This is a genomic window from Nocardioides sp. HB32 (genome assembly GCF_054058995.1).
This window is the reverse complement of record NZ_JBSSBS010000001.1, coordinates 2,611,555-2,623,778: the sequence shown is the minus strand read 5'-3', so window position 1 is coordinate 2,623,778 and position 12,224 is coordinate 2,611,555. Positions and strand designations below refer to the sequence as shown.

The 12,224-nt window shown below is 70.0% G+C and carries 10 protein-coding genes; 4 read left to right on the top strand and 6 right to left on the bottom strand.

Going from position 1 to position 12,224, the window contains the following annotated elements; genetic code table 11:
* Positions 1-45: 45 nt before the first annotated feature.
* The 4 genes from ACVW2K_RS13270 to ACVW2K_RS13255 all read right to left on the bottom strand — a co-directional run bounded on the left by ACVW2K_RS13270 (position 46) and on the right by ACVW2K_RS13255 (position 4,620).
* Positions 46-771, bottom strand: a complete 726-nt coding sequence (locus ACVW2K_RS13270) for an ANTAR domain-containing protein (protein ID WP_028636862.1) — start codon at positions 769-771, stop codon at positions 46-48.
* Positions 772-985: 214 nt separating this feature from the next.
* Positions 986-2,692, bottom strand: a complete 1,707-nt coding sequence (locus ACVW2K_RS13265) for an amidase (RefSeq protein ID WP_457202805.1) — start codon at positions 2,690-2,692, stop codon at positions 986-988.
* A gap of 547 nt (positions 2,693-3,239) precedes the next feature.
* Complete coding sequence (locus ACVW2K_RS13260) at positions 3,240-3,857, bottom strand: helix-turn-helix transcriptional regulator (RefSeq protein ID WP_197025269.1); 618 nt, start codon at positions 3,855-3,857, stop codon at positions 3,240-3,242.
* A gap of 280 nt (positions 3,858-4,137) precedes the next feature.
* Positions 4,138-4,620: a hypothetical protein gene (locus ACVW2K_RS13255; RefSeq protein ID WP_028636865.1), complete on the bottom strand. Its 483-nt coding sequence runs from the start codon at positions 4,618-4,620 to the stop codon at positions 4,138-4,140.
* A 234-nt stretch (positions 4,621-4,854) separates the two neighbouring features.
* Between ACVW2K_RS13255 and ACVW2K_RS13250 the strand changes: the two genes are divergently transcribed.
* The 4 genes from ACVW2K_RS13250 to ACVW2K_RS13235 all read left to right on the top strand — a co-directional run bounded on the left by ACVW2K_RS13250 (position 4,855) and on the right by ACVW2K_RS13235 (position 11,362).
* Entirely contained in the window at positions 4,855-6,321 is a 1,467-nt protein-coding gene (locus ACVW2K_RS13250) for a catalase (RefSeq protein ID WP_036569826.1), read from the top strand.
* A gap of 63 nt (positions 6,322-6,384) precedes the next feature.
* Complete coding sequence (locus ACVW2K_RS13245) at positions 6,385-7,338, top strand: alpha/beta hydrolase (protein WP_081790352.1); 954 nt, start codon at positions 6,385-6,387, stop codon at positions 7,336-7,338.
* A gap of 716 nt (positions 7,339-8,054) precedes the next feature.
* Positions 8,055-8,984, top strand: a complete 930-nt coding sequence (locus ACVW2K_RS13240; RefSeq protein WP_036569828.1) for a DUF5996 family protein — start codon at positions 8,055-8,057, stop codon at positions 8,982-8,984.
* Positions 8,985-9,037: 53 nt separating this feature from the next.
* A complete protein-coding gene (locus ACVW2K_RS13235) occupies positions 9,038-11,362 on the top strand; it encodes a CocE/NonD family hydrolase (protein WP_457202804.1) in 2,325 nt (774 codons plus the stop codon).
* A 12-nt stretch (positions 11,363-11,374) separates the two neighbouring features.
* Here ACVW2K_RS13235 and ACVW2K_RS13230 read toward each other — a convergent pair whose 3' ends face one another.
* The gene (locus tag ACVW2K_RS13230; protein ID WP_457202803.1) at positions 11,375-12,058 is read right to left on the bottom strand and encodes a sigma-70 family RNA polymerase sigma factor; all 684 of its coding nucleotides are present in this window, start codon (positions 12,056-12,058) and stop codon (positions 11,375-11,377) included.
* Positions 12,055-12,222, bottom strand: a complete 168-nt coding sequence (locus tag ACVW2K_RS13225; RefSeq protein WP_155992002.1) for a hypothetical protein — start codon at positions 12,220-12,222, stop codon at positions 12,055-12,057. The genes ACVW2K_RS13230 and ACVW2K_RS13225 overlap by 4 nt, the downstream gene beginning before the upstream one ends.
* Positions 12,223-12,224 lie beyond the last annotated feature (2 nt).

Sequence of the window (12,224 nt, the reverse complement as noted above, 5' to 3'; positions counted from 1 at the left end):
CGCGGGCGCTGCTGTCATTGCCTTCCTGCAGCCGGGGCCGAAGGGCTACGGATCTGACGCCTCCCGACCTTCACGAGCACGGATGACGGCCCGGGCGAGGTCGACCGCGTCGACCCCGGCGCGTTGGGCAGCGTCTCGGAGGTGGGCTTCCGCGGCATCGATGCCGAGGCCGAGCTCAGCGGCGAGGATGCCGGTTGCAACATCGATCAGGATGTGTTCGCGGAGTCGGCCAGGGCTTGCTTGCGCTTCGCGACGCGTGGCGAAGGAGAGATCCGCATTGGTGACAGCGCCGGCGGCCCACGCGCCGAACACGTCCGCCAGCTGTTCGTGGTGACCCACGAACGCGCGCCGCGATGCGGCGTAGAGGTTGACCGTGCCCACTGCCCGACTGGCCGTGATGATCGGCAGGGTCAGGGTGCTGCGCACCGTGTGCGCCGCGGTCGCTTGGGCAAAGAGCTGCCACCGCTCCTCGCTGAGGAGGTCATCGTCCCTGAACTCCCGAACCTGGGTGTTCAGGGCGCCGTCCACACATGGCCCGTCAGCGGCGTACTGGATGGCATCGAGAACCGCTATCTCCTTGGAGGTGGCCACCAGGGTGAAGGTGACGTCCTCGTCAAGGCGAGCGATGCTCACTCCCACCAGGTCGGGGACGATGTCCTGCGCCTGGTTCGCCAACCCGCGCAGCCGGGCCAGCAGGGCGCCGTCATCTGCTGACGGGTCGAGCTCATTCACTGCCTCGACCGTCTCCGGTGTCGGCTCCAGGGGCGTCATCGCTGCCCACTCTCCACGACGCGGAGGTTCGCTAGGCTCTCGTCGGCTGCACCTTCGATCATGATGTTCCGTTCACGGCGGCGATCGACGTCCACGAGTCCTCCAAGGTCGGTCCGGTATGGCGGGCATCGGCCCGCCGGTACCCTCCGGCGCGCCGAGCAACCCGTACGTCGTCCTCCGCCCGACGGCAGCTCACCGGTGCCCAGCGGGATGCTCAGCCGAGGCGCGGTGTCCGGGGCGGTGGCGTGCGGCGGGTGCGCGTGGCTTCGAAGGCGCTCGCGAGCCGAAGGAGCAGGTCGTCGCTGTAACTCCGTCCGGCGAAGGTCAGGCCCACTGGCATGCCGATGTCGCTCATGGTGCCCATGGGGACGGTGACAGTGGGGATCCCGAGGTGTCGGATGACCAGGTTGCCGTTCGCGACCCACACACCGTTGCGCCACCCGAGGTCGGCCGCGTACGGGTCGCGGTCCATGTCCGCAGGTCCCACGTCGGCGACCGCTGGGAAGACGATGGCGTCCAGGCCGTGGGTCGCCATCCAGTCCTCGAGGTCGATCCGGCGGGTCTCCTCGAGTCCCCGCAAGCCGTCCTCCATGGTCGGGATCCGGGACCACGGGGTGATGCCGCGCTCGGCGATGTCCACGCTGTCGGCCAGATCGGCGCCCAGGTCGTCGCCCTCCCGCCCGGGAAGCGTGCCCGGCTCGTCCGGTTGGATGAGCGACGGGTCGACGTCCACCAGGCGGTGCAGCCGTGGGTCGCCGTTGGACCGCAGGAAGTCGTCGAGGGCCCATGCCGTGAGCTCGGTGTCCTCGTGCTCGCGGTAGGCGGACGGGACCAGACCGCGCGTGTCGATCATCGCACCGCCCGGACGATCGCTTTCGTAGTTGGCAACCACGGGGAAGTCGACGTCAGCGACGACGGCACCGGCCGCCTCGAGGTCGCGGCGTGCCTCGCGCCACAGGTCGATGATGCTGTCGCGGGTGCGGATGGGCTTGCCCGTCGGTCCTCCCAAGGAAGGTCCGGTGCCGGTCCCGGCGTCCAGGTCGGCGTTGACGTACATGCGCGGCACCCCGAGCCGGAAACCGGTGAGGGAGTCGGGCCCCTCTTGCAGGGAGAGGTAGGAGGCAGGCCTGACGTCCCGGGGGGCCGGAAGCGGGATCCAGTTCTGAAGTCGCCACAGATCGCCACTGGGGTCAGGGTCGTCCGCGACGAGGACATCGAGAACCTCTAGGAGGTCCGCCATCGTCCGCGCGTAGGGAACCGCGACATCCATCGAAGGTGTCAGCGGCCAGATGCCGCGCACCGAGATGAGGCCACGCGACGGGGTGTAGGCGCACAAGGCGTTGTTGGAGGCCGGACCTCGCCCGCTCGACCACGTCTCCTCGGCCATCGCGAAGGTCGCGAAGCTCGAGGTGAGCGCCACGGCCGATCCGTGCGAGGAACCGGAGGCGTACGGCGCGGCCAGGAAGTCGGGGTTGTACGGACTCTCCGAACGGCCGTACAGCCCGCGTTGCATGCCTCCGTTGGCCATCGGGGGCATGTTGGTCTTGCCCAGGCAGATCGCTCCCGCGCCCCGCAGTCGGCTGATGGTGAACGCGTCGTGCTGTGCGACCACGTCCGCGAACGCGGGACTGCCCGCCGCGGCGGTCATCCCAGCCACCAGGTAGCTGTCCTTGGCGACGTACGGGATCCCGTCCAAGGGTCCCAGGACGGCTCCGGCCTTGCGGCGAGCGTCGGACGCTGCTGCCTGGGCAAGCGCATCAGGAGCGCGCACGACGACGGAGTTGAGTGCGGTGGCCGTACCCGCGCCGTCGTAGCGGTCGATGCGGGCCAGGTAGCTTCCGACCACCTCGACGGCCGTCGCGGCTCCGGACTCGAGCGCCGCACGGACCTCCGCGATCGAGGCTTCGACAACGTCGATCATGAGCCTCCTTGGTCGCCGGCTCCGGCATGGGGCCCCTCGAGCCCGGGGAACGGAAAAGCACACTAACCGGGCCGTCCCTGTGAGGCAGCCTGGCGGGAGCAGGGCGACGGGGAGCATCATCGCGAGACCGGACTCGTCGACGCTGAGCATCGCCCCAGCATCGCCCCTCTGGGTGTGGATCCCGCGCCCAGTTTGGGGTACTGCACGGGCAACGTCGAGCAGGGGCGTTGCACCGAAGAAGGGTGATCGCGTGCGACACAAGAACCAGATTCCTCTCGCCGGACTGGACGACCACTGCGCCGTCCACCAGTTCATCCGGGTGTTCGGCCGACGTCCGACGCCCGAGGAGCTGGCCCGCTGTCGTCAGGCCCGTGCCGGGTCCTGGCCATCAGTGCCGGACCGTTCCACCGCAGACCCGATGCCCGGGATGACGGGCCCGGTACGGCGCGGCGTCGCCCGATTCCTCAACCGCATCTGATTCGACCTGACCGAGATCCGGAGGCTCTGAACGAGATGACCCAGCATCCCGTTCCTGCGATCCTCGCCGTCAGGCGGCGTTCGTCGGGTGTTCGGTCCATCCGACGACGTGTGCCACGGCGACGGCGGAGAGCTGCGAGCTCACCTCCAGCTTGGCGAGCACTCCCTTGACCTGCGTGCGCACGGTCGCGACCGCGACGCGGTGTGCCGTGGCGATCTCGGGCACGGCATGACCGGCCATCAGCTCGCGCAGCACGGCACCTTCCTGCGCGGACAGCCGCTCGATCCGACCAGCGGCTGCCCGGACCTCCGCGTTCCGGCGGCGCCCCAGGGCGATCAGCCGGTCCCGCTCGGCACGGTCGAGCACCGGCTCGCCCCGACCAAGTCTCCGGACAGCGGAGATCACTGACGCGAGCGAACCGCTCATGGGTGCCACTGCCCGCGCGCCTGCAGCCAGGTACTGGCCCCACCGCACCTCGTCGTCGACATCGACGAGTACGACGACAGCGACACCTCCTCGAGACACCTCCCCGATCAATGCTCCGACTCGGCGGGCCACTCCGAGGTTCGCGTTGACGAGCGCGACGTCGGGCCGCACCTCCAGCAGCCGCGACCGGACCAGGTCATCCTGGTCGGTACCGGCAGGGATCGGCACCCGGTGGTAGGCGAAACCGCGCGTTTCGAGCACGGCACGGAGGCAGTCGCTGAACAGGTCGTGCCTGTCGACGAGCGCGACCCGGGTAGGTCCTGAGCGCACCATCGTTTCCCCACCGAAACTGAGATCACGCCACCCCGAGAAGACAAGGCCTCCACATCCCCGAGGCCCGCGTGCCGCTGGTTGGACCGAACCCCGCTGCTGGAGCCGGCTGGTCGAGCAACACCGCTCCCGAGCAGACCACCCGCCCGGCCCGGCGTCTACTACCCAATGGTCCTAGTACCCCCGCCGGACCAGCGCGAGGGCGGGCCGGTCAGGACACGGCGGCGCGCACCCGGTCGACCATCTCCTTCTCGCCCTTGCTGACCTGCTCGGCGTGGAACCCCAGGAAGCCACCCTCCTTGGCGGCGTTCGCGGCAGCCTGCGCCGCGGAGACCAGCCAGTCCGCGAAGGCCGCGATCTCTTCCGGGGTGGCCGTCGCGGCCACGATGGCGTGCACGGCCGCCAGCTCGACGAGCACCTGGTCTCCGGTGGGTGCCGTGCCCTCCGAGGTCGGCCGGTAGCCCTTGAGCGGGTTCCTCTTCTGCTGGATCTCGGCCTGGACGTCGAGCGCCAGCTGGGTGACCAGCTCCTCCCGGCTCGAGGGGTTCGTGGCCGCCCTGAGCGTCGCCATCGACTCCTTCGCCGCCTCGATCGGGCCCCCTGGATCGGCCAGCGAGATCGCCAGTCCGGCCACGAACGGCGACCGCACGAGCCGGCTCCAGTCGTCCTCCGAGAAGTCACTTCGTGTGGTCACCACAGTTCCTTTCGCTCGGACGAGCCGGCTGATCGCGGCGCGGAGCACCAGTCTCCGTGGTCAGGCGAGGCACTGTCACGACCTGGGGACGACAACGTTCGCCATCGAGCTCGGTACGACGCCGCCCGAGGCTGGCCAGTGGCGGATGCGACCGGAGCGCGGTTCGGCCCACCGTGGGGTGGAGGGTGAGCCCGGGGACACCGGACCACCGACCACACCAGGAGAACGAGTCCCATGCCCCACGACGAACCCCCCCACACCACGACGGATGCCGGCATCGCGGCGGGGAGCGACGAGCACTCCCTGACGGTCGGTGCCGACGGACCGATCCTGCTGCACGACCACTACGCCATCGAGCAGATGGCGCAGTGGAACCGGGAGCGGACCCCCGAGCGACAGCCCCACGCCAAGGGAAGTGGCGCCTTCGGCCGGTTCGAGGTCACCGGCGACGTCAGCGCCTACACCAGGGCAGCCGTCTTCCAGCCGGCGACGAGGACGGACCTGGTGGCGAGGTTCTCCACCGTGGCCGGGGAGCGCGGCAGCCCGGACACCTGGCGCGATCCGCGGGGCTTCGCGGTGAAGTTCTACAGCAGCGAGGGCAACTACGACATGGTCGGCAACAACACGCCCGTGTTCTTCATCCGGGACCCCCTCAAGTTCCAGCACTTCATCCGGTCGCAGAAGCGCCGTGCCGACAGCAACCTGCGCGACCACGACATGCAATGGGACTTCTGGACACTCTCGCCGGAGTCCGCGCACCAGGTGACCTACCTGATGGGAGACCGCGGCATCCCGCGCACCTGGCGGCACATGAACGGGTACAGCTCCCACACCTACCTGTGGATCAGCGCCTCCGGCGAGAAGACCTGGGTGAAGTACCACTTCATCTCCGACCAGGGGGTCGAGTGCCTCACCCAGGACGAGGCCGACGCCCTGGCTTCCGCCGACAGCGACTACCACACGCGAGACCTGTTCGAGGCGATCGCTCGGGGCGAGCATCCTTCGTGGACCCTCAAGGTGCAGCTGATGGCCTTCGAGGAAGCGGCCGGCTACCGGTTCAACTCCTTCGACGTCACGAAGGTGTGGCCGCACGCCGACTACCCGCTCGTCGAGGTCGGCCGGATGACGCTCGACCGCAACCCCACGGACCACCACGCCGAGATCGAGCAGCTCGCCGTCGAGCCCAGCAACATGGTGCCGGGCATCGGCCCCAGCCCCGACAAGATGCTGCTCGGCCGGATGTTCTCCTACCCCGACGCCCACCGCGCCCGCATCGGGACGAACTACAACCAGCTGCCGGTGAACGCGCCGCGTTCCCCGGTGCACAGCTACAGCAAGGACGGCGCCATGCGGTACCGGAAGGTGTCGGACCCGGTCTACGCGCCGAACTCCAAGGGCGGCCCGCGGGCGGACACCGTGCGCTTCGGGGAGCCGGACGGGTGGCACACCGCGGGCGACCTGGTACGCCAGGCGGCCACGCTGCATGCGGACGACGACGACTGGGGCCAGGCGGGCGCCCTGGTGCGTGACGTGATGGACGCCGCAGAGCGCGACCGGCTGGTGTCCAACATCGTCGGTCACCTGCTGGCCGGTGTCACCGCCCCAGTCCTCGAACGGGCGTTCGCCTACTGGCGGTGCGTGGATGCCGACGTCGGGCAGCAAGTCGAGGCCGGGGTCCGTCACGCGAACGAGAGCGCTTGACCGCGGAGAGGGTCCGACGGGAGAGGAGTTGACGTGCTGGCTCGGCGTGGTTCGCGGAAACCCATGGCTGTCGTGCTGGTCCACGGCGCATTCGTGGACGGATCAGGGTGGCGTCCGGTCCACGACCTGCTCACCCAGGACGGCTACCAGGTCGCGGTCGTGCAGAATCCGACGGTCTCCCTACGGGACGACGTCGCCGCGACGCGGCTGGTCATCGATGCGCAGGACGGGCCGGTCGTGCTCGTCGGCCACTCCTACGGCGGCGCCGTCATCACCGAGGCCGGAACCCATCCGAAGGTCGGAGCCCTCGTCTACGTGGCAGCATTCGCACCGGATGCCGATGAGTCGGTCAACACCCTCATCGACACGTTCCCGTCCGGTGCGCCCCAGATGCCGGGACTGCCACCTCGGGGCGGCTTCATCCATCAGGACCCGAAGAAGTTCCATGAGTCGTTCGGCGCAGACCTCCCCGACGACCTCGCGGCCTTCATGTCCGATGCGGAGGTGCCGTGGGGGACGGACGCCGCAACCGGCACGGTCACGGATCCCGCCTGGCGCACCAGGCCCAGCTGGTACCTGGTCGCCACCCAGGACCGCGAGCTCCCGCCGGCCACCCAGCGCACCATGGCCCGCCGAGCCCGATCGACCGTGGTGGAGCTGCCGGCGACCCACGCCGTCTACATCACCCGACCGGCGCCCGTGGCCGACCTGATCGAACGGGCCGCAAGAGGCGACGGCCCACGGCAGGCGGGGGTGCGACCTGTCCGTCGACCCGCTAGCGTGAAACCGGAGGCGGACGACATGGTGGACGAGGAACCGCGTGCTGAGCTTGCACGTCTCGAGGCACAGATCGCAGAGCTGAGGCAGACCGCCCGCGAGCTGCGGGATGGTCTCAACGACGCCGGACCGACCGACATCGAGGATCGCTCGCAGGTCATCTACGAGGCCGAGCAGCAGGAAGCGATCGTCGGTGAGCTCGAAAGGCGTCGCGACGAACTGCGCGCACAGCTGGGGTGAACTGCTCGACAAGGTGACCGACCGACCGAGGGGCCGAGGCCGGCGTCCTGCCTGCACCAGCGCTGCCACTCGTTACTGGACCGTCTCGACCAGCTGCCGCAACCCGTGGGCGCACCGAGCACGACGGCGCTCCTGACCGACTGGTGAGACCCGGATCTGCTCGCCGTTGCCCGCGCCTCGACCCGGACCGCCCCGGACGAGGCCGACAGACCCTGGCTCCTGCCACGTCACGACTTGCGTGGTCGCCGCGGTCAACAATGCAGGAATCTCGAGGAGGACCGCCATGCATGTCGTCGACGGCAGTATCGCGTTGCTCGGCCCCCGCATCGCACGCCGGCACCGCGACCACGGAGTCAGGGTCCTCTCCGGCTCCCGACGGACCGGTGTCGACCCCACAGCGAGCAAGCCCCTGCCCAGATGCTCGCCGGAGCCGAGAACCGCCTGGAAGGAGGCGCGCCATGTGGGACACGCCCGAACCTGAACCTGAACCTGGACACGAACACGTCCGACTCTCGCACGATCGGTTGTGTGGAAAGTGTCGACATCCGATGCACACCTATCTCCCCTGCAGCAACGACTGCGCCTGCGTTCCCCCGCCGGCGCCGGGGTGGTCGGCCCTGGCAGCCTGAGCGATCCACCCTGGCCCCTCGAGGGGTCGTGCAGGGAGTGTGGTGGCGGGTGATACTGGTGCGAGCCGTCGAGGAAGAGGGAACGCGATGGACCGACGAGCGTCCGGACCGGCATCCGAGCAGCTGCGGTACGAGTGGCCGGCGCTGCCGGTTCGCTCGTGGGAGTCGACTCGCGACACCCTGCACCTCTGGACGCAGATGGTCGGCAAGACCCGCCTTGCCCTGACGCCCCTGCTGAACCACTGGTGGAACGTCCCCCTGTACGTGAACTCCGTCGGCCTGACCACGTCGTTGATGCCGGTGGGCTCCCACGACAGCCTGGAGGTCACCTTCGACTTCGTCGCTCACCAGCTGGTGCTGCGTACGGTCTCCGGCGGGGTACGTGCGCTGCCGTTGGCGCCGCGTACGGTGGCCGACTTCTACGGTGACTACCTGCAGTGCCTGGTGGATCTCGACGTGGGCGTGGAACTGAATCCCATGCCGACCGAGATCCCGGCCGCGGTCCCGTTCCCTGCGGACACGGCGCACCACAGCTATGACTCGTCGGCGGTGAACGCCTTCTGGCGATCGCTGACGTCCGCACATCGCGTCCTGACCCAGTTCCGTGCCGAGTTCGCCGGCAAGGCCAGCCCGGTGCACTTCTTCTGGGGGGCGTTCGACCTCGCGGTCACCCGATTCTCAGGGCGGCCCGCTCCCCCTCACCCGGGCGGTGTTCCCCACTGCCCGGACTGGGTCATGCGGGAGGCCTACCGGTCAGAGGTGTCGTCCTGCGGCTACTGGCCGGGGGGAGCGGAGGAGGGCGTGTTCTACGCCTACGCCTATCCCGAACCAGATGGCTATCGCGATCAGCGGCCGCGGCATGAAGCGAGCTACTACGACCAGGAGCTGCGCGAGTTCGTGCTGCCGTACGAGGTGGTGCGCCAGGCGGACGATCCCGACGGCATCCTGCTCGAGTTCCTCCGGGACACGCACGCCTTCGCCTCGGCCCAGTGGCCGCCGGCGGCGGACATCTCCTGAGCCGCTCGCAGCCGCCTCCGTGACCTGACGCACCGGGACTTCGTTGACCTGCCGTGCCCGCCCCCAGACTCCGCGCCGTAGCCGCTCTTCTCGCCACGTTCTCCCTCGTGCTCCTCGGCCTGGCCGTCGTGGACGGACCGCCGGCGGTCGCGTCGGGCGGCGGGTTCAGCGCGCACGGCAGCGCGCGGCAGGTGTACGCCGTCGGCCTCGAGGGCGGCACGACGGCCACGCTGATCGACTCCCACGGCGACACCGTCAAGCAGCAGGAGGCGGACTCGCTGGGCGGGGTGCTGTTCCGCGACGTCAAGCCCGGGACCGGCTACCGGGTGAAGGCCGGTGGCCACACGTCCGGGCCCGTGACGGTGCACGGCACCAGCCCGCACCAGTGGAACAAGAGCATCTACAGCCAGACGATCCCCGACGACGGGTACGGCTACCTGACGACGCGGGACGGCACGAAGCTCGCCTACTCGGTGCACCCGCCCACCGACCCGGCCGGGATCGGCGGTGCGCCGCTGCCGGTGCCGACCGGGACCGACTACGCGCCGCCGTACCCGACGCTGATCGAGTACTCCGGCTACGGCTACGCCAACCCCGACGGCCCCACCAACGGCATCGCGGCGGTCGCGAACGTGATGGGCTTCGCGGTCGTCGACATCCAGATGCGCGGGACCGGCTGCTCGGGCGGCGCCTTCGACTTCTTCGAGCCGCTGCAGTCGATCGACGGCTACGACATCGTCGAGACCATCGCCCGCCAGTCCTGGGTCAAGGGCGGCAAGGTCGGGATGATGGGCATCTCGTACGGCGGCATCAGCCAGCTGTTCACCGCGCAGACCCGGCCTCCGCACCTGGCGGCGATCTCGCCGCTCTCGGTCATCGACGCGACCGCCACCACGCTGCACCCCGGCGGCAACCTCAACACCGGCTTCGCGGTGGCCTGGGCCAAGGAGCGGCAGCAGGAGGCCCAACCGGCCGGCACCGGTGCGCAGGGCACGCAGCCGTACGCCGAGCAGCGGGTCGCCGACGGCGACACGGTGTGCCAGGACAACCAGGTCCTCCACGGCGAGGCGGCGTCGCTGATGTCCAAGATCCACGCGAACAGCCACTACCGGCCGAAGGTGGCGGACCCGCTCGACCCGGTGTCGTTCGTGCACGAGATCGATGTGCCGACGTTCATGGCGTGCCAGTTCGAGGACGAGCAGACCGGCGGCCACTGCCCGTCTCTGGTGCGCCACTTCACGGGCACGAAGAAGAAGTGGTTCACCTTCACCAACGGCGCGCACATCGACTCGCTCGACCCCGAGACGCTGAACCGCTGGTACGACTTTCTCTCGCTCTACGTGGCCGACGAGGCTCCGGCGATGAACGCCGCCGTCGTGCGCGCGGCCGCGCCGGTGATCTACCAGGAGGCGATGGGCATCCCGGCGAGCGATCCGATCACGCTGCCGGCCGACCCCATCCAGCTCCAGCCGACGTACGACGGTGCGCTGGCGGCGTTCGAGCAGCTCCAGCCGGTGCGGGTGCTGTTCGACAACGGCGCGGGGACCGGGCCGCTCGGGACCAACCAGCCCGGCGACCCCTACCCGGGCTACGAGCACTCCTTCGACTCCCTGCCCGTGCCCGGCACGAAGGCCGAGTCGTGGTACCTCGGCGGCGGGGGTGCGCTGGCCGACAAGGCGCCCGGGAACCAGCACGTCGACCGTTACCGCTCGGACCCGAGTCTGCTGCCCGGCACCGACTTCGCCGGCGGCACCGGCACCGGCGCGCTGTGGGGCAACGCCTCCCAGTGGAGCTGGGACTGGAAGCAGCGGAGGGCGGGGACCGCCGTCTCGTACGTCTCGGCGCCACTGGAGAAGGACGTCACCACGGTGGGCGCGGGCGCGGTGCAGCTGTGGGTGAAGTCGTCGGCGCGTGACCTCGACTTCCAGGCGACGGTCAGTGAGGTCCGGGACGGCCACGAGACGTTCGTCCAGAGCGGCTGGCTGCGCGGCAGCGAGCGGAAGCTCGCGACCTCGGCCGACAACATCATGAAGCAGCAGCCCAGCCTCCTGGAGCCGATCCCGACCCTCCGGGCCGCCGACGTCAGCCCGATGCCGAGCGGCCGGTACACGAAGGTGGTGATCCCGCTCTACTTCCAGGGCCACGCCTACCGCGCCGGCTCGCAGATCCGGGTCACGATCTCGGCGCCGGGTGGCGAGCAGCCGATCTGGGCGTTCGCCGACGCGCGGCCGATGGGCGAGGCGGCCGTCGTGGACGTGGCCTCGTCGCGGCAGCACCCCTCCCGACTGGTCCTCCCGGTGATCCCCGGGCTCAGCGTCGACGCTGCCGCTCCCCCGTGCCCGAGCCTGCGCAACGAGCCCTGCCGGGACGCCCCGTAGTCAGCCCACCGGTCACGCAGCCTCGCCCATCAGGTCCCGCAGCTGGTCGAGGTAACGGGTCAGCAGGCGTGACACGTGGTACTGGGTGATGCCCAGCTCGTCGGCGATCTGCTGCTGGGTCCGGTCCTCCACGAACCGCAGGTGGAGCACGCGCTGCGCCCTCTCCGGAAGCACGCGCAGGTGCGGCCACAGCAGCAGGCGGGCCTCGGCCTGCTCCCAGGTCCGGTCCTCCTCGTCGGCGAGGGTTGCGCCGATCGGGACGTCCTCGCCGACCCGCGGCAAATCCAGGCTGCGCGGCCGGAACAGTGATTCCACGACGACGCCCGACACCACGTGGTCCGAGAGGCCCTCGGTCCGGAGGTGCCGGTCCTGCACCCGCCGCGTCGGCCGGATCGTCCAGGCCGAGTCACGGAAGAAGTGCTTGACCGCTCCGGTCATGCACGGGATCGGGTATGCGAGGAACTCGCCGCGCGCCGGGTCGAACTCCCGCGGCGCACGGACCAGTGCCAGGCACGCGACCTGGGCGAGGTCCGGACCGAGCTGCGAGCGCCCGACGTACCTCCTGGCGACCGAACGGGCAACGTCGATGTTGGCCAGCACGAGCGACTCGATCGCAGCCTCGCGCCGGTCCCCCGCCGCGTCGGCGAGCCGGGCGACCAGCTGAGCGTTCTGACGACGCAGCGCCTCCCCCGTCATCGCCTCTCGCCTTCCTCGACGGCGACGACGGCGTCGTGCAGGCTCCGCAGCCGGGTCTCGTACGGCGTCCGCTCGGGCTCGTCGGCGTCGGCGGGGTCGGCACTCGACGCGACGTGCCGGAGCTCGGCGTCGATCTCTGCCTCCAGGCGGCTGAGCTCGCTCATGG